Source organism: Streptomyces sp. DvalAA-14 (genome assembly GCF_900091855.1).
In the GTDB taxonomy this organism is placed as follows: domain Bacteria; phylum Actinomycetota; class Actinomycetes; order Streptomycetales; family Streptomycetaceae; genus Actinacidiphila.
Genome location: NZ_FMCH01000614.1, coordinates 1 through 22,476, shown reverse-complemented (window position 1 = coordinate 22,476; position 22,476 = coordinate 1). Strand labels below are relative to the sequence as shown.

The window sequence follows — 22,476 nt, the reverse complement described above, 5'->3', positions numbered from 1 at the left end:
TGCCCCTGGCCGCCCGCCTCGGTGAGCGCCGGGCCGCCCGCGGCCGCGGCCTGGCGCTGGCGCTGGCCGGCTGGCAGCTCTCGCGGCGTCCGCGACGCGGCGCCGGGGCGGTCCTGCTGCTGGTACTGACGGTGGCGATGGGCATCTTCTCGATCGGGCAGGGCGCCAGCTGGGACCGCTCGCAGCGCGACCAGGCGGAGTACGCGGTCGGCGCGGACATCCGGGTGACGGGCATGACGACCCCGCCCTTCGGCCAGGCCGGCATCTACGCGTCGGTCCCCGGGATCACCGCGGCCGCGCCGGCCACCCGGGAGCAGCTGCTGCTGACCCAGGAACGGCACGCGACCGCGCTGGTCATCGACACCCGGCAGGCCGCGCAGTCGATGCGCTTCCGGTCGGACCTGATCGGGGGGCGGCCGGTCGGGGACCTGCTGGCGCCGCTGCGGGCGGGGGCGGGCCCGGGCACGGCCGCCCCGGACGCGGGCACGGGAGCGGCGGCCCCGGACGCGGGCACGGGCACGGCCGCCTCGGGTACAGGCACGGCGACATCGGGTGCGGGCACGCCGGCCGGTGCCACGGCCGCGGACGCCGGATTCCCGCTCCCCGGCACCGCCCGCCAGGTGTCCTTCACCGCCACCCTCCGGTCCACCACGGCCGCCGGCGCCACCGTGCCCGCCGGCCAGGCCGACCACCTCACGGCGACCGTGCTGGACGCCCATGGCGTGCCCTACGAGATGACGCTGGGCGATCTCCCGGCCGACGGCGCCCCGCACCGCCTGGTTCTCGACCTGGCCGCTCAGCTCGGCACCGCGGGCGGCGCCCCCGCCGGACCGCTGCGGCTGGTCCGCCTCACGGCGGCTCTCTCGGTGCCCCGGACCGGCGAGACGCACCGGCTCACCCTCGCCGACGCGCGGGTGACCGGCGCCGACGGCTCCGTACGACCACTGGACGACGGCGCCGCCGGACCCTCCTCCTGGTCCGCGGCCGCCGGCTTCGACGACTCCGACATCGCCGGCCTCGGCGGCTCGCGGCCCCCGAAAGCCGCCGCTCCGAACGTCGGCGGGCCCGTACTGCTCGCCGAGGACTACTCCACCGGCTCGACCACCTTCACCCCGGACCCGTTCCAGCCGACACCGAGCGAGACCGTGCGGCTGGACGCGAAAGCACCGGCCCCGGCGCCGCTCACCGGCATCGCCACCGACACGTATCTGCGGGCGGTCGGCGCGAAGGTCGGCGCCACGGTGAAGATGCAGCTCGGCAGCGTGGAGCTCCCGGTCCGCATCATCTCGGCGGTGCACGGCATCCCCGGCACCGGCGACGACCTGTCCGGCAGCGGTTCGGACGGCCTCACCGACTCCACCGGAGCCGATTCCGGCTCCGGGTCCGGCTCCGACCCGGACAGCGCCGCCGGGCAGCAGGACGGCAAGGACGCGGGCGCGGTGCTGCTCGACCTGGGCGCGGTCGACCGGCAGTTGGAGGCGGCCGACGCCCTGCCGCTGACACCCACCGAGTGGTGGCTGGCCCACCGCCCCCGGCGCCTCGGCGCGGGTCGCGAGCGCGCTGCGGGCCCGTACCGACGTCGACACGCTGCTGGTCCGGGAGGAGGCCGCCACCGACCTGCGCGCCGATCCGCTGGGCGCCGGGCCCCAGTCCGCGCTGCCGGCCGCGGTCGTCGCGGCGGCGGTGCTGGCCGCGGTGGGCTTCGCGGTGTCGGCCGCCGGCGCGGTGCGCGAACGCACCGCCGAGTTCGCGGTGCTGCGGGCGCTGGGCGCCCCCCGGCGCAGACTGGCCCGGATGATCGCGGCCGAACAGGGCCTGCTGGTACTGATCTCGCTGGCGGTCGGGGTGGGCCTGGGGGCGCTGCTGACCCGCCTGGTGACGCCGCTGATCGTGCTGACCGCCCAGGCCGGCCAGCCGATGCCCCGGCTGCGGATCGAGCTGCCGGTCGGCCGCTTGACCGAACTGCTGGCGGTCGTGCTGGTGGTGCCGCTGCTGGTGGTGCTGACCGCGGCGGTCCGGGGCGGCGATCCCGCGGCGGCGCTGCGGCGGCAGGGGGAGGACTGAGATGGCGGACGACGCGGTCGCGGCACAGCAGGCCGTCCAGGAACGGCAGGACACCGGCCCGACCGGCGACAGCGGAGCGCGGCTGGCCTGGGTCCGGGTCCGGCTGCGGGCCGCTCCCGGCGCCGCGCTGACGGTCTTCGTCCTGGTGCTGGCCACCGCCTTCCTGGCTGCCGCCCTCCCCCGGGAAGTGGACCGCTACCAGGACCGGGCGCTCCGGCAGGCCGTCAGCCAGGCCCCGCCACCGGACCGGGGTCTGGATCTCGCCGATTCCTACGACCCGCAGACATCACTGGCGACGTCCGATCCGCTCACCCCGGCGTCGGTCGACAAGGTGGAGCACATCATCCAGCAGACGGTCCGTCCCCCGGTCCGTCTCGCCGAAGGCGACGCCGTCTACGGAGTGCGCACCGGCGCCGAGACCACCGTCACCGACCCGGGGATCCCCCGGCTCTCCCGGCACGACCCCGCGGCCGACCTGGTCGCGCAGGCCGGGTTGGCCGGGCACGTACGGCTGCTCTCCGGCCGGATGCCGGCCGCGGTGACCGCCGGCCCCTCGCCCCGGCTCGACGCCGTCATCACCCAGCGGGACGCGCAGGTGCTGCATCTGAAGGTGGGCGGGCGCGTCCACCTGCTCAAGGCCGGCACCCCGTCCCCCCTGACCGTCACGGTCACCGGCATCGTCGCCCCCCGGGACCCGGCGTCCGCGTTCTGGCACGAGGACCCCGACCTGCTGGCCCCCCAGCAGGCGCAACCCCCCATTCCGGTGGGCGGGGATCCGCAGCCCTACTGGCACTTCACCTTGCTGACGGACCGCACGGCGGCGGATTCCTTCCTGCTGCTCGGCTCCGGCGCCTCGCTGTACTGGCACCATCCGCTGGACCCGGGCGCGATGACCGCTCACGACGTCCCCGCCGTGCAGAAAGAGCTGTCGTCCTTCGACTCCGGCCCGAACGCGGCGGCGCTGCAGCGCAGGACCGGCTCCTCGGTGCATCCGACCGGCGGCATCGGCACGGTGCTGGACGGCTTCACCCAGGACCGCGACGCGGCCTCGCCCCTGGTACTGCTCGCGGCGGTCGGCGTGGGCACCACAGCTCTGGCGGTGCTGCTGATGGTCGGCGGGCTGGCGGCCGAGCGGCGCCGGGGAGAAATGGCGCTGCTGCGCGCCCGCGGCGGCTCCTTGGCCGGCATCGCGCGGCGGCTGGCCGGGGAGACGGCCGCCCCGGCCCTTGCCGGCGGCATCATCGGCACGGCTTCGGCACTGGTGCTGCTGCCGACCCAGCGGTGGACGCTGCCGGTGGCGCTGGGCGCCCTGGTGACCGCGGTCGCCCTGCTGGCGCTGCCGCTGCGGGCCACCTGGGCGGTACGCCGGCCGCGCCCGGCCGGACGGGAGGATCTGGTCGCGGCCCGGCCCACCCGGCGCCGGCTGGTGGTGGAACTGACCGTCGCGGTCCTGATGGCGGGGGCGGTGGCGGCGCTGCGGCAGCGCGGTACCGCGAGCGGGTCCGATCCCTTCCTCGCCGCCGCCCCGGTGCTGGTGGCGGTGGTCGCCGCGCTGGTGCTGCTGCGGATCTACCCGCTGCCGCTGCGCCTGCTGGCCCGGCCGGCGGCGCGGCTGAGCGGCGCGGTCACCCACCTGGGCCTGGCCCGGGCCGGCCGCTCCCCCGCCGGCGGCCGGCTGCCGCTGCTGGCCCTGCTGGTGTCCTTGACGCTGGCCTCCTTCGGCGGCTCGGTCCTGGCCGGCATCGACCACGGCCGGTCCCGCGCGGCCACCGCCACGGTCGGCGCGGACGCCAGGATCGACGCCGAGTTCGCGCTGGGCCGGCAACTGGCCGGCCAGGTGCGGAAAGTGCCGGGGATCGGCCGGATCGTCACTGCCCGGGTCGAGCCGAACAGCCCCGATCCGCTGCTGGATCTGCCGTACCAGCTGGTGATCGTCGACACGGCGGCCTACGCGGACCTCACCCGGGCGATCGGCCTGCCGGCCTTTCCCACCGGGGTCTTCACCCGCTACGACGGGCACGGCCCGCTGCCCGCGGTGCTGTCACCGAGGCTCGCCGCCTCGCTGGCCGGCCGGACCGATCGGATCAGCACCGGAGTGGGCATCAGCGAAATCCGGGAAGCCGCGGTGCTGACCACCACCCCGGCCACGCCCGGCAACGAGTTCGCCATCGTCTCCGCCGCCCAACTGGCCGCGCAGCACCCGGACATGGCCAAGTACATCCAGTACACCGAACCGACCACGCTGCTGGCCATGGCAGCGCCCGGCCGGCAGATCGACATCAAGGCGCTGCACCGGCTGGCCGCCGGCAGCACCGCCTTCGTGACCGTCCTGTCGCGGGACGAGCAGCTGGCGGCGATGAAGGACAGCCCCTTGCAGCACGGAGCCCGCACCGTCTATCTCGCGGCGGTGGCGGTGGGCGCGGCCTACAGCGCGCTGGCCCTGCTGCTGTCGCTGCTCCAGGCGGCGCCGCAGCGCGGCACGCTGCTGGCCCGGCTGCGGACCATGGGCATGACGCGGCGGCAGTCCCGGCGGCTGGTGCTGCTGGAGATGCTCCCGCAGACGCTGCTGGCGGCGATCGGCGGCGTGCTGGTGGGACTCGCGGTGATCCCGCTACTCGGCCCGGGGGTGGACCTGCGGTCGCTGACCTTCGGCTCCGGGCCGCAGAGTCTGGCACCGGTCGACTTCGGCCTCGGGCTGCACGCCGACCCCTGGTCCCTTGTCCTGCCGTCGGTGGGATTGCTGATACTGGCCTGTGCGGTGCTGCCGGCGCAGGTGTGGCTGAGCGGGCGGCGGCGTGAGAGCACGGAGCTGAGAGTGGGGGACCGGGTATGAGCAGCGGGACGGGCACGGAGCAGACGGACGGGGCGGGCGTCGCGGGCCGGGCCGGGGGTGGGCCCGGGGCTGAGGGCGGGGCTGGGGGCGGGGCTGGGGGCGGGGGCGGGGTGGGCGCTGTCAGCAGCCTCGCCGAGCTGGAGCGGCAGGCCGCCGAGCGCCGGGAGCAGGGCGCCGCCTACGGCACCGACGCGCTCATCAGCTGCGACCGCCTGGTCCGTATCTTCACCGCCGACGGGGTGGAGGTGCAGGCACTGCAGGGCCTCGACCTGCTGGTGGCGCCGGGTGAGCTGATGGCGCTGGTCGGTGCCTCCGGCAGCGGCAAGTCCACGCTGCTGAACATCCTGGCCGGCCTCGACATACCCACCGCCGGCGCGGCCTCCGTCGGCGGCTACGACCTGCTGGCCATGGACGCCGGCTCCCGGCTGCGTTACCGCCGCGAGGTGGTCGGCTTCGTCTGGCAGCAGACCGCCCGCAACCTGCTGCCGTATCTGACCGCCGCGCAGAATGTCGTCCTGCCCATGCAGTTGGCCGGCAAGGGCGGTGGCCTGCGGGCCAAGCGGGAGCGGGCGGCCCGTGCCACCGAACTGCTCGGCATGCTCGGCGTCGGCTACTGCCACGACCGCCGGCCGGGGCAGATGTCCGGCGGCGAGCAGCAGCGGGCCGCGATCGCGGTGGCCCTGGCCAACAATCCGGCGGTGATCCTCGCCGACGAGCCGACCGGCGAGCTGGACTCCGCGACCGGCGAGCAGGTCTTCGCGTCCTTCCGCACCGCCAACGAGGAGCTGGGCACCACAGTCGTCGTGGTCACCCACGACCACGCGGTCGCCGACGCCGTACGCCGTACGGTCGCCATCCGCGACGGCCGCACCTCCTCGGAAGTGGTCCGCCACACCGAGGTGGACGAGCACGGCCAGGAGTCGGTGGTGGCCCGCGAGTACGCCACCGTGGACCGCGCCGGGCGGCTCCAGATCCCCCGCGACTACGCGGAGGCGCTGGAGATCCGCTCCCGGGTGCTGCTGGAGCTGGAACCCGACCACATCGGGGTGTGGCCGGACCGGCAGCGCGAGGCCGGCCCGGCCAGGGGGAACGGGGCGGGCGCCGCGGGCGCCGCGGGTTCTACGGGAGCCGCGGGCTCCGCGGGTGCGGCGGGCTCTGCGGGCGAGGGCGCGTAGGGCGCGGCGGCCCGGCGGGCCGGTGGGTCAGCCCCGGGCGCCGAGCGTGTCCAGCGTGAGCTGCCACAGCCGGCTCGCCGCCGCCGGGTCCAGGGCGTGCGGGGCCACCCCGCCGAAGCGGTCCGCGTGGTACGGCAGCGCCTCGTTGCAGTCCTCGAAGTACCGGCCGCCGACCCCTTCCAGGGCGGGCCAGGTGGCCACCAGCACGGACGTGGCCGCGCCCTGCTGCGGCGTCTTGAAGGTGTAGCCGCCGCCCTGCACCGCGCGGTCCAGCGCCTCCTTGCTCATGTGCCGGCTCAGCCCCGTTTCCAGCACCGCCCCCGGGTGCACGGCGTTGACGGTGATCCCCTCGCCGGACCAGCGGCGGTCCGCCTCCACCGCGAAGAGCGCGGTCGCGGTCTTGGACTGGCCGTAGGCGACGACCGGGTCGTAGGGGTGGCTGCGGAAGTGCGGGTCGTCGAAGTCCAGGTCCCCGCGCTGGTGGCCGATCGAGGTCAGGCTGACCACGCGGGCCTGCCCGCCTCGCACCAGTGCGTCGTGCAGTCCGGTGGTCAGCGCGAAGTGCCCGAAGTGGTTGGTCGCGAGCTGCAGCTCCCAGCCCTCCGGGGTGCGCAGCTCTGGTGTCATCATCACGCCCGCGTTGTTGATCAGGATGTGCAGCGGCCCGTCCCAGGCGCCGACAAAGGCCGCGACGGAGCCCTGATCGGCCAGATCGAGCAGCCCGACGTGCACCTGCTTGTTGCCGGTGGTCGCGGTGATGTCCGCCGCGGTCCGCTCCCCGGCCTGCGGATCGCGAACGGCGAGCGTCACCTCCGCCCCGGCTCCGGCCAGCGCCCGGGCCGTCTCGACACCGATCCCGGAGGCCGCGCCGGTCACGATCGCCCGCCGGCCGGTCAGGTCGGTGCCCGCGACCACCTCGGCGGCAGTGGACTCGGCGTCGAACGGAGTGGTGATACGGGTCTTCTCCACGGACATGGCGTGGCCTTTCCTTGCGGTGCGGGGACTCGCTGCGGGTTCCCCCTGTCCCGGTTTCCGGGCTCACCTCCAGGCAACCACCCGTACCGCCGCCGGGGACGCCCCGAACGGGCCCCGTGCTGCCCGGGGTCCGCCAGTACCCCTTACGGGTGATCCCGGTGGTCAAGGCCCCGCTCAGGCCGAGAAGACGCTCAGGCCGGGGAGACGCTCAGGCCGGGGAGACGCTCAGCCCCGACGCGGCCGACGCGCCCCGCATCGCCACCGAGCCGTACTCCGTCCGCAGCCGCACCCACGATCCGGCCGACAGCACCGCCACGGCTTCCGGCCGGCCCCCGGCGGGCAGGAAGCCGAGCGCGTGGGCGGCGTGCACCACCCGCAGCGTCACCGGGCTCCCGGCCGGGGCCGCGGGCAGCGGTCGGCGCCACAGCTCCTCGGCGAGTGCGTCCAGCTCTGTCCGGGTCCGCTGCTCCGGCACCAGCGCCTCGGTCCTGGCCCGGAACTCCGCGACCACCCGCCCCGCCAGCTCCCGTACCGCGCCGCCCTCGAGCTCCGACTCGCGCCGCCATCCGCCGCGCGGCGGCAGCAGCCCGGCCCAGGCCGGTCCGGTCACCGACCGCGGGACGTCGAACTCCCCGCCGCCGGCGGCCTCGGCGAGCGCCTCCAGCAACTCCCCCGCCGAGACGGTCGCCTCGACCGCCTCCCCGATCCCGCTGCCGCGCAGCGCCATACTCTTCACCGCGAGCACGCCCCCGAACGGGGGATGCCCGAAGACACCGAGCGCCGGCTCCCCGGCCGCCGACCTCAGCCGCACCACCGCCGCCTTGTCCCAGCGCACCAGCCGCCCGAGGAAGGCGGCCAGTTCCGCCTCCGCCGCACCCCGGCCGCCGGGTCCGTCGGCGAACGCCAGCCGCACGGTCACGCGACGACAGCCCCGTCGTCCAGATACCGCTCCAGGAACGCCTTCTCCTCCGCCGTGATCCGCCGCGGCCGCTGCTCGGCCAGGTTGTACGGCACGACGACCGTGGACGCCCGCGCGTACAGCCTGCCCTCGTCCTTGACCTCGTACTTCACCGTCATGGACGCGGCGGTGATGTCCGAGACCCACGTCTCGATGGTGACCGGCTCGTGCCGGTGCACCAGCGGGCGCAGATAGTCGATCTCGTGCCGTGCCACCACCGCGCCGCCGGCGAACGACACACCCCCCTGGCCGGGCGTGACGCGGAACATGAAGTCGATCCGCGCCTCCTCCAGGTACCGCAGGAACGTCACGTTGTTGACGTGCCCGAAGGCGTCCATGTCCGCCCAGCGCAGCGGGCAGCGGAAGGTGTGCCGGGCCATCAGCCGCGGGTCAGCTTCTTGTAGCTGGCCCGGTGCGGCCGGCCCGCGTCCGGGCCGAGCCGCTCGACCTTGTTCTTCTCGTACGAGTCGAAGTTGCCCTCGAACCAGAACCACTTGGCCTCGCCCTCGTAGGCGAGGATGTGGGTGGCCACCCGGTCCAGGAACCAGCGGTCGTGGGAGACGACCACAGCCGCACCGGGGAACTCCAGCAGCGCGTTCTCCAGCGACGACAGCGTTTCCACGTCGAGGTCGTTGGTCGGTTCGTCCAGCAGCAGCAGGTTGCCGCCCTGCTTGAGGGTGAGCGCGAGGTTGAGGCGGTTGCGCTCACCGCCGGAGAGCACTCCGGCCGGCTTCTGCTGGTCGGGACCCTTGAAGCCGAACGCCGACACATAGGCCCGCGACGGCATCTCCACCTGTCCGACGTTGATGTAGTCCAGGCCGTCCGAGACGACCTCCCACAGCGACTTCTTGGCGTCGATGTTGGACCGGCCCTGGTCGACGTAGGAGATCTTCACCGTCTCGCCGATCTTGATGCTCCCGGCGTCCGGGGTCTCCAGCCCCTGGAGCATCTTGAACAGCGTGGTCTTGCCGGCGCCGTTCGGGCCGATGACGCCCACGATGCCGTTGCGCGGCAGGGTGAACGACAGGTTCTCGATCAGGACCTTGTCGCCGAAGCCCTTGGAGAGGTTCTCCACCTCGATCACGATCGAGCCGAGCCGCGGGCCCGGCGGGATCTGGATCTCCTCGAAGTCCAGCTTGCGCATCTTGTCCGCCTCGGCGGCCATCTCCTCGTAGCGCGCCAGCCGGGCCTTCGACTTGGCCTGCCGCCCCTTGGCGTTGGAGCGGACCCAGTCGAGCTCCTCCTTGAGGCGCTTCGCCCGCTTGGCGTCCTTCTGGCCCTCGACCTTGAGCCGGGATGCCTTGTTCTCCAGGTAGGTGGAGTAGTTGCCCTCGTACGGGATGGCCCGGCCGCGGTCCAGCTCCAGGATCCACTGCGCCACGTTGTCCAGGAAGTACCTGTCGTGGGTCACGGCCACCACGGTGCCCGCGTACTTCGCCAGGTGCTGCTCCAGCCACTGGACCGACTCTGCGTCGAGGTGGTTGGTGGGCTCGTCCAGCAGCAGCAGGTCGGGCGCCTCCAGCAGCAGCTTGCACAGCGCGACCCGGCGCTTCTCACCACCGGACAGGTTGGTCACCGGCCAGTCGCCGGGCGGGCAGCCCAGCGCGTCCATCGCCTGCTCCAGCTGTGCGTCCAGATCCCACGCGTTGGCGTGGTCCAACTGCTCCTGGAGCTTGCCCATCTCGTCCAGCAGCGCGTCGGAGTAGTCGGTCGCCATCAGCTCGGCGATCTCGTTGAACCGGTCCAGCTTGGCCTTGACCTCCCGGACACCGTCCTCGACGTTCTCCAGCACCGTCTTGGACTCGTCCAGCGGCGGCTCCTGCAGCAGCATCCCCACGCTGTACCCCGGAGACAGGAACGCGTCTCCGTTCGACGGGTGCTCCAGCCCGGCCATGATCTTCAGGACCGTGGACTTGCCGGCACCGTTGGGGCCGACCACACCGATCTTCGCGCCGGGCAGGAAGCTCAGCGTCACGTCATCGAGGATGACCTTGTCGCCGTGCGCCTTGCGCGTCTTGCGCATCGTGTAGATGTACTCAGCCAAGAGAAACCGTCCGGCATTCGAGAAGGGCCAATGTGCGGCTCCGCCGCGTGAGGGCAGATACACCCCATCTTGCCAGCCGTCCACCCTTGCGGGCGAATGGGTAGCTCAGGGCCCCTCCCGCGCCGGTGACCTGGGTCACATCGGCACGACCCGGTGGCCGTCCGTCGCCGTCGGTCATCCCCGGCCGCCCCGCACGGACCAGCTTCGGGGCGGGCGTCCCGGGGGCGTCAGGGGACGGGTGCCATCGCCGGTGGGGGCTCGGGGGCGGCCGGCTCGGTGCGACGGTGCTGGTCGGTGCGCTCGCCCCGGGCGGCGGCCGGGGCCGGGGCCCCTCGGGTGAAGCGGGACAGTCCGCGGCTCAGGTCGTGCCCCACGGACACCGCCTCGATCTCGGCGGAGAGATAGCGGCGTCCGTCCTTCTCCTCCTCCCGGATCCGCAGCCGCCCCTGGACCAGGAGGGGTTCACCGAGTCCGATCGACTCCTTGACGTTTCCGGCGAGGTTGCGCCACGCGCGTACCGTGAAAAAGCTCGTCGAGCCGTCGGTCCACCCGCCGCGTTCGGCGTCCCAGCGGCGCGCGGTGGTGGCCAGCCGGAAGCGGGTCATGGGGACTCCGGTGGCGGTCACATGGGTCTCCGGCTCGGTGGCGACATTGCCGACCACCGTCACGAGCGTCTCGTTCATGGGATGTCCTCCTGTTCGAACGCGGCCCCGTGCGGGACGCGTTGAGAACATCGTGCGGGATTTCCGGCGCCTGGAGCGGAATCCCGCGCAATCTGTGGACAACCGGCCGATTGTGGATAACTTCGCCACCCGCAGGAGTGACGACCCGGTGAAACCCGGCGATACCCGGTGGAAAACGCCGAGCCCCGGCGGTCCGGGCGGCTGCCCGCGGCCAGGGCTGTTCTCGGCCGGGGCTTGGGGGGCTGGACGCGCCCGGCTCCCCCGCAGCCCCGCTAACGGCGGTCCGCGGCGTGCAGGGCGAACCGGGGCGGCGTGCCCGCCACGACCGCGTACTGCTCGCGCACCTCGTGATACCTCACCAGCTCCGCCGCGACCGGCTCCAGCACCTGCGCCCGCCCGCAGTCCGCCGCCGCGTCCCGCAGGCTCCGCTCCGCCGCCTGGCCGTAGTGCCGGGCCGGGCCGCGGGCCGCGAACCGGCAGATCCAACTGACCAGCGGTCCGCCGATTCCGCCCACCGCGGCCATCACCAGCGCGGGCCACCAGGCCAGTTCGATCGAGCCCGACGCGACGCCCGCCGCGCCCACCACGCCCGCCACCGCCAGGATCATGAGCAGCGACTGCGCCGCCGAGGCCACCGACCACCAGCGCGGCCGTAGCGGCGGCCCCGGCCGGGAGTGCTCCGTCGCCAGGTCCAGCTCGGCCGGCAGTCGCCGGCCGCCCCGGCGGGCGGCGTCCGCCACCGCCTCGGCCCAGGGAACGGGCAGCCCGCGTGCCGCGTCGGCGGCCAGACCGCGCACCGCTTCGTCGATCATCGGCCGCGACGACGACGGCCCGGCACGCCCCGGCCCGCCCGGGGAGTTGACCGCGGCCCCGGCCTGCCGCCCGATCAGGCGATTCCCCCGATCGAATGAAACCGCCGGTTTCCGCCCGAACCGGGAAGAGCCGGCCAGGCCGATCCGTTCCGTGATCAGTCGGCTCCACGGCGTACGGCACGCTTCCGCCGCGGCGTCCGACCAGTCCCTTTCCGCCAACTGCCCGGCGGCGGTCGCGCCCACGGCGTCCGCCAGCCGGTCGATGAACTCCTCACGGGCCGCATCGGTGAGCCCCACGCCCCCCTCGCCGACGTAGAGCGGGTGGAGCCGGCTCGCCGTGCGGTCCATGTCGGCCGCCAGCCGCAGTCCCGCCGCGGCGCGTTCGGTGACGATCTGGGCCAGTGCGGCCCGCAGGTCCGGCACGCCCTGGCCGGTGAGGGCCGAGGTCGCGAGCACGACGGCTCCGGCCTCGCCGTGCTCGCCCACCGCGAGGCCGTCCTCGTCCAGCAGTCGCCGCAGGTCGTCGAGGACGAGATGGGCCGTGTCCTCGGGCAGCCGGTCGACCTGGTTGAGGACCAGCAGGGTGACATCGGCGTGCCCTGCCAGCGGCCGCAAGTAGCTCTCGTGCAGGACGGCGTCGGCGTACTTCTCCGGGTCCACCACCCAGACCACGACATCGACCAGCCGCAGCAGCCGTTCCACCTGTTCACGGTGATCGGGCGCGGCGGAGTCGTGGTCGGGGAGGTCGATCAGCACCAGCCCGTCCAGGCTCTGCTCCTCGGCGCCCCTGCCCCGTTCGCCCGCCTGAGCGGCGTCACCGACCGAGCTGCGCGCGAAGCCGGCGCCCCCGGCGAAGACCGGTCCGTCCAGGCGCCCGCGGCCGGTGTAGCGGTCGTGGGTGGCGATCCCGAGCCGGTCGAGCAGCCCGACCGCGTGCGCCGTCTGCCAGGTGCAGGAGATCGGGCGGGCGGTGGTGGGGCGTCGCACGCCGACCGTGGAGAGGTTGCGTCCGGCCAGCATGTTGAACAGGGAGGACTTGCCGCTGCCGGTGGCCCCGGCCAGCGCGACCACCGTGTGGTCGAGCGACAGGCGCCGCCGCTCGCCGATGCGTGCCAGCAGTTCGCCGGGCTCCGCGAGCGCGTCCGGGCTGACCCTGGTCCTGGACAGCCCGAGCAGCTCGCCGAGCGCCTCGGCCCGCAGGGTCAGCGGATCGCGGCCGCCGGTCGCGCGGGGTTCGGCCGGCGCCGCCAGGGGTGAGCGCGTCGCGGTCATCTCGGTCAGCTCTCCTTCTGCAGTGCGGACAGGGCGGCGATCAGGGCGGACTGCTGTCCCGCGGTGACGTCGTAGCCGCCGATCGGCGCCACCCTGCGGTCCCGCTCGGCGTGCATCAGATCGACGACGGCGTCGTGGAGGGCGAGGTCCGCGACCTCGCGCAGGCGCAGCGCGGCCTGGGCGCCGAGGATCTCGGCGAGTCGTTCGCCCGCCGGCCGGCCGCCGGTGCGGCCGCCGAGCAGGGCGGTGGCCAGCAGCGCGGCCACGTCGCTCGGGTCGGCCGCCGGCCGGTCGGAGGAGCTGCGGCCCGCACCGGCCTGGACCCGGGCCAGATCGGTGAGTTGGCGGTGCCAGCGGCGCACGCCCTTGTCGATCCGGGCCGCGACCGCCACTCCTTCGCGGTCCGGCCGGGTGGTCGGCTCCTCGAGCAGGGCCGCGCCCGCCCGGTCGCGGCGCCAGGCCTCGCGGATGCGTTCGTCGGCTGTATCGGTCTCGGTGCGCAGCAGTGCGGCCAGTTCCTCGGTCAGGGCGTGCTGCAGGACGGCGGGCCCGCAGGCGGGGTAGCCCTGCCAGTGGGTGAGCGCCTCGCCGGCCAGGGGGGCGCCGGCGGCGATGGCGGCAGCGATCCGGACGGCGGCCCGTTCGTAGGCCTCCTCGGCGGCGCGGGCCAGCCGGAGAGCCGCCGCGTGCTGGGTGGCGGAGGCGGCGGCGAGGGAGGCCAGCCGGCCCCGCAGCGAGGCGAGGGTGCCGGCCACGGTGCGGCGGGCGGCGTGCTGCCGGGCGGTCGGATCCTCGGCGCGGTGCTCCAGCCAGGCCCGCAGCGACGCGACGGTGGTCTGCGGCAGCAGTCCGCCGCCGCCCGCGGACTCGGGCAGTTCGGGAACGGTGAAGCGCGGCACGTCACCGAGGCCGGCCTTGGTCAGCAGGGCGGCGTAGTGGCGGCTGACGTCGTCGGCGATCTGGTGCGGCACCCGGTCCAGGACGGTGGCGAGGGTGACCTCGTACTCCTTGGCCGCGCGCAGCAGGTGCCAGGGCACCGCGTCGGCGTAGCGGGAGGCGGTGGTGACCAGGATCCAGATGTCGGCGGCGCAGATGAGTTCGGCGGCCAGCTCGCAGTTCCGGGTGACCAGCGAGTCGATGTCGGGGGCGTCCAGGAGGGCCAGGCCGCGCGGCAGGTGGTCGTCGGTCTCCAGGCGGAGTTCGGGACGTCCGGACTCGGGCATGTCGCCGCCGTCCTCGTCCGCGCGGGAGCGCTGCCGTACGGCCCAGGAGCGGGCGAGGCGGGGCAGGACCCGGGGGTCGATGAACCAGGCGCGGTCCTCGGGATGGCAGACCAGGACCGGGGTGCGGGTGGTCGGCCGCAGCACCCCGGAGGCGCTCACGCGGCGGCCGACGAGCGAGTTGACGAGGGTGGATTTGCCGGCCCCGGTCGAGCCGCCGACCACAGCGAGCAGCGGGGCTTCCGGGGCCTTGAGCCGGGGTACGAGATAGTCGTCGAGCTGGGCGAGCAGCTCCTCGCGGGTGCGGCGGGCCCGGGCGGCTCCGGGCAGCGGGAAGGGGAAGCGTGCGGCGTCGACACGGTTACGCAGCGCAGACAGCGCGTCAAGCAGCTCAGGCCGTACGTCCAAGATCACCACAATGGCAGAATGCCCCATATTGCAGCACTTTTGAAGTGTATTCGGGATAGTTTGCCCGATTCGGCCTGCGGCAGGTCCCCGTGGGGCGCACGGGGGCCGGGGGACAGAATGAGCCACCGGCATAACGACTGCACAACAGCAGGATTTCGACCCGTCAAAAGCGGTGCACCTTCTGCACATGCCTGCGATTATCGGACCGCTTCACCGAACCTCCACAACGTGTCACGCGGGTGAAGCGCCCGGCAGCAGGCGTGTGGCGCCCTATCCTTGACCTCGGTACAAGGTCACGGAACAACCCAGGGGCGGAGCAGCCGCGGCCACTGTCCGGCCCCCGTAGCTCAGTGGATAGAGCAGGCGCCTTCTAAGCGCTTGGCCGCAGGTTCGAGTCCTGCCGGGGGCACCACTGCGCTCGGGCCCCACGAGCGCCAAGACTCAACGTTTCCGCAGGTCAACGCCCCTATTGAGGCCGAAGAGCTGACCCTCCGGGCGCCGTGGAAGCAACGCCGAGAAGGCCGTGGTGTCCGGCTGACCCCGGCTGAAACCGGGTCTCTACGGCTCGCTGTCCCAAATGAGTCCCATGGTTTCCCGGCGTCACGGCTCGCCGTGCAGCAGCCTGACCAGGGCGGATCTGAGCACCTCCCGGCTGCGGAGCCACGCCCAGACCAGGGCACTGGGAAAGGGCGCCGGCGCCCGGGCCGACGTTCCGACTCTCCACACGGCCCCGCGGCTGCTGAGCCGACAAGGCCGAGCCACGGTGGAGGCCCGGGGAAGGTAGGGAACCTTAACCGGCTGAGGCTGAGTAGGATCCGCCGGTGATCCAGTACCTGGCCGGCAGACGCCGACTGCTCGTCGCCAGCATGTGCGCCATCGCGGTCGCCACGACGCTCGGTTGGTACGCCATGGAGCCGGTGCGTCCGCCCTGCAGCTACGCGGTCATGACCCATGGGTACACCGGTCTCAGCGAGCGCAGCTGGTCCGAATACAGGGAGCTCACGGAACAGGCTGACCGAGGCTATCGGCAGGCGATTGCCGCAGGACGGTGCGACCCTCCACATGCTCGCTGGCACGAATGGCTCGACTGACCGTCCGGCCAGGCCGTCGTGTGCCTGGCCCACGGAGGTCAAGGTTCGGTGACAATGGACAACACCGGACACTCAGCGCGGGTCGATGCCGCCCGCGCATGGCCCGGAATTCCGCACCAGCCGGTCAACGCCCGCAATACGATGCGCGGATGAACGATGTGGTGCCGTCCATACGGCGCACCCTGTACGACCGCGGGCCGCTGCGCCGCGCGTTGCTGGATACCTCCGTGCTGACCACGGACATCATTGCGGCCACCCGCCGGCGGGATCCGTCGTCGTTCGTCGCCGGGGCGCTTGCGGGGACAGTGCGGTGCCTGATCCCAGTTCACGTGTGGGAAGAAGTGCCGCGGGTGCTGGCCGACCGGCACCAGGAGGGCGGGCGGTTCGACCTAGGGCGGGCACTGGCGTTGTGGCAGTCCCACTACGCCCCTGTCCTATACGTCGTGGACACCGCCGGCCTGCCGATGACCCCGCAGGCTCAGGTTCTCGCCGGACGGGATGCCTCCGATGTGCCGATGCTGCTGTTGGCCGGGGTGATCGCCCCAGTGGTCATCATCGGGACCGACAAGGACCTGGTCGACAGTGGGCTCGCGGTCAAGGAGTGGCGGGAGCCGCGTTCGGCCCTGGGGGACGTGGGGGTGACGGAGGGCAAAATGATCGACCTGGAACGGCAGGCCAGCGTCTTCGTGAATATCACGAAGCACCTGGTCAGAGGGGTGATCCGGCAGAGCAGGCCGAAGCATCTGGCGGTCGCAGCGGTGGTGGCCGGGGCAGTGGGCGGGGCGCTGTACTGGCGGCAGCAGAAGCACCCACCAGTGCCCTCGCAGCGGCAGCCGGCGTGGCTGGTGATGCTGGAGCACGTCTCGACGCGGATGGCCGCACACGCCGAGCGGCACACCCGCGGTGAAGACCGGTGGAGTCAGGCGGAGCTAGGGACGCCCGGCGACACCCTCCTGCATCGAGTCGCACGGACAATAGTCAAATCGCCGGAGCCTCTGACCCGTACGGCGATCGTGGAGCGCCTGGGCGAGGCTGTCCCTGGTGCTGGACACACCGAGCGGATGGCGGCTGTCTGGGACGTGTTGACCGCCCATGCGATGTTCGTGGACGTCACGGCCCGGGGGCACTGGCAGGTCGGCCGCCTCGGCAGCCGGTAACCGGTAACCGGAGAGCTCACTTGCACCGTGCCCTCAGCTGGCGGGCACGCCTTGCAAAGGAACGGGGAGAACCCCCGGATGGCTACGGCCGGGGCCGGAAAAGGGACTGTGAGGCGCCCAAGGGGATGGGAGCCTGTGGGTATGGGGCATCATTCCTACCTGGTCGCTGGGGCCCGCCAGTTCCTCTACACCTGCGATCACTACGACGAGGTACTGGCAGCGCTCTTCAACGAGGCCGACCGCAAGTTCATCGCCGCCGAAACGCTGAGGGCACCTCCGGCGAGGGGTGGGACGAGAACGAGTACACGTTCGGGTACTTCACCACCGCCCAGGCTCTACGCCAGCGGCTGAACGTGCAGGGCTTCACCTCCAGTCGTGTTTCACCGGACTGGCCGAGGGTCTTGCGCGGCTGCGCGCAATCTACGACGGCCAGAGTCAGCTCAGGGAACGACAAGCCCGGGGCGAAGCGTTTTCGGAAACCCTCGCCCGGCCCCCGCATGAGCCCGCCGAGCGGCTCGCGGCCATCGGCAAGGCGATCCGACCACACCGGCCGAGGGAATCGTTTGTCACGACTCAGGAGTACTTCCAGCACGAGGACCAGTTCTCCGAGATCGTCACAGGCGTCGAGGGATTTCGCTGGTTCGTAGAGCCACGCAGCCTCATACGGCTGATCATCGACCAGACCCCCGACGACACGCGGGTCGGATTGAACTCGGCGAGCTGACTGGCTGCTGCGTGTACTTCGACACGCAGCAGCCGATAGCAGGGCCCACACGCGAGCGCCAGCTCGCCGCCCTGCCCGATAACGCCCCGTTGATCGTGCTCACCGAAGGAAGCACCGACTCCAAACTCCTCACCGAGGCCATGCACGTCACCCACCCACATCTCGTGGACTTCGTCCGCTTCATCGGCTACACAGGATCGAAGGCGCAGGCCGGGTCGGCGAGCTCCCGACCATGCTGAAAGCCCTCATCGCGGCTGGCATCGCTAACCGCTTCGTAGCCATCCGCCGACAACGACGCAGGCGGCCATGAAGCATTCGCCAGGCTGAAGAAACAGAAGTTGCCGGGGGGATGCCAGGTACTGCATAACCCCGATCTACCCCTGCTGTCCAGCTACCCCACCCTCAACCCGGATTCCGAACGTGTGATGCTGACCAACGTGAACGGCGTAGCAGGGTCGCTGGAGATGTACCTCGGAGAAGACGTCCTCACGATCGACGGCACCCTGGCGCCTGTCCATCCAGCAGCTCCACACGTACTATGTGCTGGCGGGGACTACCCCAGTCCTCGTTCATAATGACGACTCGCCAAGCACCTTCTCGAATCTGCAACCTGAAGATACGCCCCAGTGGTTCAAGCAGATTTCGCCTGGCACCACGCGTCTTCGGTCGGGAAATTATTCATATGTGGTGTTGGAAAATGGAGACCTAGTCATCGGCAACCGGACTTCAGGGCACGTGAGCCTGGCGAACGGAGAAGATGTGGTGGCCGCCGGCGAATTCAAGACCAAGGGCGGTGACCTTGTGTACCTTAACAATAAGTCTGGACACTACCGGCCCTACGGCCCCAATGCTGAGAATGCGGCTGTTGATGCATTCAATCGGAATGGGTTCAGCGCCGATGGAAAGTACATCCAGGAATGGGATCCGCCGTGCTGATTGACCCTGTCGAGGAGTTTCGACTTGCTGTCCGATCGGTTCTTGAGACGGCTGAGACCACTTGTGGAGTCGAAGCGCTTGAGCCGGAATTGGAGCACGCGCTCTCAGTACTGGTGCGCTACGTGAGCAAGCGAAATGAATTCGAAGCAGAGCTGATATCTCTGCTGGACTCAGTAAAAGAGGGCGTCGTCGAACTGGTTTCCTTCACCATGCATGAGCTGCGTTGGAATGCTGTACACGAGGAGCTGCAGCGGCGACTGTCGCCACCTGGAGACAACATCAGCTACCGGCGTCTGTACGAGGCCATGCTTGATTCCTTTCTGATTCCTGGAGGGATCGCGACCTGTATTTGAGGTTTAACCCCATGGAATAGCGGTTTCATTTAGTACAGCATGAGAAGGCCCTGGCGGATGCATTCCGGCGGGGCCTTCGAGCTGCGCCTTGTCGACGGGGCGCAGAGCACTAGTGCTGCTCGGCGTTAATTCGTGGAGGGGTGTTGGTCAGGCTGACAGCGGCCACCGGGAGTTCCCCACGGACGGCCACTTACGGATGTAGCGGTGAGCGACCACTGTCGGCTGGAGATCGTCAGCCGTCGGCGCGTGGCCTGCCGTCGGGCTGGCGCCTTCCGGCCCGAGTCGGGTGCGTTCTGCGGTGCGCGGTCAGGCGAGACGCTCGGCGAGTTTGGTGTTCCTCCCCCTGGCCGAGGCTGCACGACAAGCCACCCAGCAAATCCCGACACTGCGGAAGCTGCGCACACCTGGGAATGGGCCTACGCCCGGAGCGGCGGCCCGTGCAAGTATGACGACGTGACGATGACTAACACTGGCCGCCTTCGTGCCGCGACCGCACGCGATGGCGCGGCGTTGCTCCGACTCTGGGAGCAGCTCTTCGACGACGGGGGCCAGCAGGAGCCGTGGGGACGTCACGCAGCTGAGTGGTTCGCCCGCTTCGTGGAAGACCAGGGAAATGCTCGCTTCCCGGTGATCGAAGTCGATGGTGCGATCGTCGCGACGGCGATCGGCACACTCGAAGTCGGCGTGCCCAACCCCCAATGCGCCAAGGGGCGCACCGTGCGCCTCGCGAACGTCATCACCCTGGTTGAACACCGCGGACAAGGCTATGGAACGGCGCTCGTCCTCGACGTGCTCAGCTGGGCCAGGACCATCAACGCCGACCGCGTTGACCTGAGCGCCACTGCGGAGGGCAAGCGGCTCTACGAGAAGCTCGGCTTCACTCTGGCTGCGGCCCCGCGGATGAAATTCGTCCTGTAGCGCACTGCTCTCCTTCGCACAGGACCGTGCGCAGAGTCCCGCGGCTGACAGCGGTCGCATCGAACTGCCGACCCGCCGGCGACTACGCGTTGTGACATTCACGCTCCCCGCTAACTGGCCGCGAATGGCCTAGCTGAACTGGCTACTGACAGGCCCGCTCGTCGCCGAGGTAGAGGTAGCAGGCGCAGTCCAGGCAGTCCTCGGGGCTGCCGAAAGGCAGGCCGGTGGGCAGGAAGTTGTCCTCGTACGTCTCGGCTGGCCAGGTACAGGGCGAAGCCCCAGGTTTGCAGCACGCCGGTGAAGCGTAGGCGACACAGGGAAATCTGCTCGCCGTCCTTCAGTTCGCCGCTCACGTAGGCGAATCCGGCGCGGAAGCGGACCTCCACGCGGACCAGTTGCGGCCACCGGTCCTTCGCACGGGCGTTCAGGCGGACGCGCAGGTGGTGCTGCATCGAGTCGGGTGGGTTGTTCAGCACGACCCCCATCCTGCCCGGTTCGCAGACAGCCCGCCATGATCATCGATCATGGACGTACGCAGACACCTGGGCGGAGCGGTCGCGGCGGTTGCCGTGACCTTGGAGGAAGCCGCGCGCAGGCGGCTGGAGCAATTGGTCGCGTCAGCGAAGGCGCAGGTCCGTGAAGTCCTACGGGCCCGAATCGTCCTGGCTGCCGCGGACGGCCTGGCCAACGCGGAGATAGCGCGCGAGCAGGACCTTGCCGTCAACACGGTGCGCAAGTGGCGCGGCCGCTTCGCCAAGCACGGCGCGCAAGGCCTGAAGGACGCCAAGCGATCGGGACGTCCCAAGATCTACGACGATCGGGTTCGCGTGGCGATTGTGGCCGCCGCAACCAGCGCACCGCCGCACCCACAGGCGACCTGGACGCACCGGGCGATCGCCGAGCGCGTCGCAGACACCGTCTTCGCGGCCGTCTCGCCCTCCCAGGTCGGACGGATACTGGCCGGCCTGGACCTCAAGCCGCACAAGGTCCGCGGCTGGCTCACCCGCCGCAACACCTCCGAGTTTTGGCAGCAAGCCGAGCACATCTGCCACCTGTATCGGACCCCGCCTTCCGGCGCGGTACTCCTGTCCATCGACGAGAAGACCGCGATAGCTGCCCGCTCTCGCAAGCACCCCGGCCGCCCTGCCGCCCCGGGCCGCCCGGCCCGCCAGGAGTTCGAGTACCTCCGCCACGGCACCGCCTCCCTGGCCGCCGCCCTGGACGTGCGCACCGGCGAGGTCCTCACCGAGGTCATCGCCCGCAACAACGCGGTGACTTTCACAGCCTTCCTCGACCGCATCGACGCCCTCATTTCCCAGGACTCGGAAATCCACGTCGTGCTGGACAACGGCTCCTCGCACACCGCCAAGCACACCAAAGCCTGGTTCAAGGCCCACCCGCGCTGGACAGCGCACTTCACCCCGCCCCACGCCTCCTGGCTCAACCAGATCGAACTGGTCTTCTCCGCGCTAACCCGCAGCGTCCTGCGACACGGCGACTTCACCAGCCGCGACGACCTCATCGACAAGCTCGACAGCTACATCATCAACCGTAACGAAACCGCCAGGCCCTTCCGATGGACCTACGACGGCACCCCGCTCAAGGAAGCGGCCTGATCAACACCCCTCCACGAACTAACGCGGAGCAGCACTAGATCCTGTCATTTGCCTCGTGACCTACGGAGGCCAGGAGACCCAGGGCAGTGACAGTGCCAGAGCAACTACTGCGACCTCCTCGATCTCGCGCCATCCGGATGGTGGTCAATCCAGGCCAGTCCGCCTCGATCGAAATTGTGTCGGGCGCGGGTAATGGCGACGTAGGCAAGGCGAGCGTCGGCGTCATCGATAGCGGTGGGCACCGGGTTTCCGTTCGCGTCGCGCTGGTCGGTGTCCTTAGGCTGGGGGAAGTCGTCGGCAATTCTCACTCTCGTCCATTCCCGGCCTTTGGCTTTGTGAGCGGTGGAGACGGTCACCTGGGCACCTTGTTCGTCATGGAGTTGACTGACGGCGGTCAGGATCGCTTCGGTGCCGTGTCGGGCGACGAGGTCGACGAGCGGCTGCAGGTCGCCTCCGGCGGGGTCGTGGGCGGCGTAGTCCTGCACCGCTCCCCAGGAGGGGAACAGGACCAGTTCGGGGTGGTCGGTGCGGCGACCCTCCTTCAGATCGTTTGCGGCGAGCGCGAGGGCGCGCAGTGGTCCTCCTCCGCCGACCAGGGCGGTGCAGTAGCCGGCTTCGAGAAGATGAAGGACTTCGGTCATGGCGCCGGCGTTGGTACGGCACAGCACCCACCCGAACGGGTGAAGCGACATCCGAACGCCACCACGGGGCGAGGTCGAGATGCCTGCCTGTTACGGACTGGCCGGCGCGGGTCGTCAAGAAGGACCAAGGGCGACGACGGCAACGACAGTCAGCCCGAATCGGAGGACAGGAACGAAAGAACGAAAACAAGGACATTCGTGCGGCGTGGGCTATGTGTGGGCTGCGACGGTTGACGATCCGTCAGAAAATGCGTTGACCTGCGATGACTTTCTGTAAAGCCACGGCCTCCGGAGCCGTTTCTCTTCTTGCCCCCGCCGACCCGTCTCAGGCGGTCGGATCCGTGGCCGTCCCAAATGCGTCCCACGAGCGGCCCACGGATGGCGCAGATCAGTGCATTAGCGCAGGTCAGAGCCGTAGAGGATGGGACACGCCGGGTGTCTTCTAAGCGCTTGGCCGCAGGTTCGAGTCCTGCCGGGGGCACGCATTCTCCCAGGTCAGAGGCCCTTTCCGGCCGATCACAACCTCGCTTGCGCCGGGTTTTCCCTGCCCCCAATGGCCCTTTTGCCCGAGTTTCGGGCCTGCTTTTCGCGTCACC

At 71.2% G+C, this 22,476-nt stretch carries 19 protein-coding genes, 1 tRNA gene and 1 pseudogene; 11 read left to right on the top strand and 10 right to left on the bottom strand.

Annotation, left to right across the window (positions count from 1 at the left end):
* Positions 1-265: 265 nt before the first annotated feature.
* Positions 266-697 carry a hypothetical protein gene (locus tag GA0115240_RS37475; protein ID WP_176725236.1) on the bottom strand — a complete coding sequence of 144 codons (432 nt, stop codon included), beginning with the start codon at positions 695-697 and terminating at the stop codon, positions 266-268.
* A gap of 387 nt (positions 698-1,084) precedes the next feature.
* The gene (locus tag GA0115240_RS38925; RefSeq protein WP_237555402.1) at positions 1,085-1,351 is read right to left on the bottom strand and encodes a hypothetical protein; all 267 of its coding nucleotides are present in this window, start codon (positions 1,349-1,351) and stop codon (positions 1,085-1,087) included.
* Between the two features lie 332 nt (positions 1,352-1,683).
* Between GA0115240_RS38925 and GA0115240_RS38920 the strand changes: the two genes are divergently transcribed.
* From GA0115240_RS38920 to GA0115240_RS32790, 3 genes are all read left to right on the top strand, one after another.
* A complete protein-coding gene (locus GA0115240_RS38920) occupies positions 1,684-2,064 on the top strand; it encodes an FtsX-like permease family protein (RefSeq protein ID WP_256070149.1) in 381 nt (126 codons plus the stop codon).
* Position 2,065: 1 nt separating this feature from the next.
* Positions 2,066-4,897, top strand: coding sequence for an FtsX-like permease family protein (locus GA0115240_RS32795; protein WP_093742443.1), 2,832 nt, complete (start codon positions 2,066-2,068; stop codon positions 4,895-4,897).
* Between the two features lie 110 nt (positions 4,898-5,007).
* Positions 5,008-6,072: an ABC transporter ATP-binding protein gene (locus tag GA0115240_RS32790; RefSeq protein ID WP_256070147.1), complete on the top strand. Its 1,065-nt coding sequence runs from the start codon at positions 5,008-5,010 to the stop codon at positions 6,070-6,072.
* Positions 6,073-6,099: 27 nt separating this feature from the next.
* Here GA0115240_RS32790 and GA0115240_RS32785 read toward each other — a convergent pair whose 3' ends face one another.
* The 7 genes from GA0115240_RS32785 to GA0115240_RS32755 form a co-directional block, all read right to left on the bottom strand.
* On the bottom strand, positions 6,100-7,047 hold the full coding sequence (locus GA0115240_RS32785) for an SDR family NAD(P)-dependent oxidoreductase (RefSeq protein WP_093742440.1): 948 nt from the start codon (positions 7,045-7,047) through the stop codon (positions 6,100-6,102).
* A gap of 208 nt (positions 7,048-7,255) precedes the next feature.
* Entirely contained in the window at positions 7,256-7,966 is a 711-nt protein-coding gene (locus GA0115240_RS32780; RefSeq protein ID WP_176725238.1) for a hypothetical protein, read from the bottom strand.
* Positions 7,963-8,385, bottom strand: coding sequence for an acyl-CoA thioesterase (locus tag GA0115240_RS32775; protein ID WP_093742439.1), 423 nt, complete (start codon positions 8,383-8,385; stop codon positions 7,963-7,965). Before GA0115240_RS32775 ends, GA0115240_RS32780 begins: the two co-directional genes overlap by 4 nt.
* Positions 8,385-10,049 carry an energy-dependent translational throttle protein EttA gene (ettA, locus tag GA0115240_RS32770; protein ID WP_093742437.1) on the bottom strand — a complete coding sequence of 555 codons (1,665 nt, stop codon included), beginning with the start codon at positions 10,047-10,049 and terminating at the stop codon, positions 8,385-8,387. Before ettA ends, GA0115240_RS32775 begins: the two co-directional genes overlap by 1 nt.
* Before the next feature lie 227 nt (positions 10,050-10,276).
* Complete coding sequence (locus tag GA0115240_RS32765; protein WP_093742436.1) at positions 10,277-10,732, bottom strand: single-stranded DNA-binding protein; 456 nt, start codon at positions 10,730-10,732, stop codon at positions 10,277-10,279.
* A gap of 272 nt (positions 10,733-11,004) precedes the next feature.
* Positions 11,005-12,816, bottom strand: a complete 1,812-nt coding sequence (locus GA0115240_RS32760) for a GTPase (RefSeq protein WP_093742434.1) — start codon at positions 12,814-12,816, stop codon at positions 11,005-11,007.
* 5 nt (positions 12,817-12,821) lie between these two features.
* The gene (locus GA0115240_RS32755) at positions 12,822-14,444 is read right to left on the bottom strand and encodes a dynamin family protein (protein WP_237555401.1); all 1,623 of its coding nucleotides are present in this window, start codon (positions 14,442-14,444) and stop codon (positions 12,822-12,824) included.
* A gap of 336 nt (positions 14,445-14,780) precedes the next feature.
* Between GA0115240_RS32755 and GA0115240_RS32750 the strand changes: the two genes are divergently transcribed.
* From GA0115240_RS32750 to GA0115240_RS32720, 8 genes are all read left to right on the top strand, one after another.
* Positions 14,781-14,856 (top strand) — tRNA-Arg (locus GA0115240_RS32750).
* A 409-nt stretch (positions 14,857-15,265) separates the two neighbouring features.
* Positions 15,266-15,535, top strand: a complete 270-nt coding sequence (locus tag GA0115240_RS32745; RefSeq protein WP_093742431.1) for a hypothetical protein — start codon at positions 15,266-15,268, stop codon at positions 15,533-15,535.
* A 149-nt stretch (positions 15,536-15,684) separates the two neighbouring features.
* Positions 15,685-16,692, top strand: a complete 1,008-nt coding sequence (locus tag GA0115240_RS32740; RefSeq protein WP_141709048.1) for a PIN domain-containing protein — start codon at positions 15,685-15,687, stop codon at positions 16,690-16,692.
* A 735-nt stretch (positions 16,693-17,427) separates the two neighbouring features.
* The gene (locus tag GA0115240_RS37470; protein ID WP_093742427.1) at positions 17,428-17,655 is read left to right on the top strand and encodes a hypothetical protein; all 228 of its coding nucleotides are present in this window, start codon (positions 17,428-17,430) and stop codon (positions 17,653-17,655) included.
* A gap of 301 nt (positions 17,656-17,956) precedes the next feature.
* The gene (locus GA0115240_RS36465; protein ID WP_141709047.1) at positions 17,957-18,352 is read left to right on the top strand and encodes a hypothetical protein; all 396 of its coding nucleotides are present in this window, start codon (positions 17,957-17,959) and stop codon (positions 18,350-18,352) included.
* On the top strand, positions 18,346-18,705 hold the full coding sequence (locus tag GA0115240_RS36460; RefSeq protein WP_141709046.1) for a hypothetical protein: 360 nt from the start codon (positions 18,346-18,348) through the stop codon (positions 18,703-18,705). Before GA0115240_RS36465 ends, GA0115240_RS36460 begins: the two co-directional genes overlap by 7 nt.
* 459 nt (positions 18,706-19,164) lie before the next feature.
* Positions 19,165-19,623: a GNAT family N-acetyltransferase gene (locus tag GA0115240_RS32730; protein ID WP_093742445.1), complete on the top strand. Its 459-nt coding sequence runs from the start codon at positions 19,165-19,167 to the stop codon at positions 19,621-19,623.
* 524 nt (positions 19,624-20,147) lie between these two features.
* The gene (locus tag GA0115240_RS32720) at positions 20,148-21,239 is read left to right on the top strand and encodes an IS630 family transposase (RefSeq protein WP_093742425.1); all 1,092 of its coding nucleotides are present in this window, start codon (positions 20,148-20,150) and stop codon (positions 21,237-21,239) included.
* Between the two features lie 104 nt (positions 21,240-21,343).
* Here the strand turns inward: GA0115240_RS32720 and GA0115240_RS32715 are convergent.
* Positions 21,344-21,907 (bottom strand): annotated as a pseudogene (locus tag GA0115240_RS32715) (3'-5' exonuclease); the annotation flags it as partial.
* Positions 21,908-22,476: the final 569 nt, after the last annotated feature.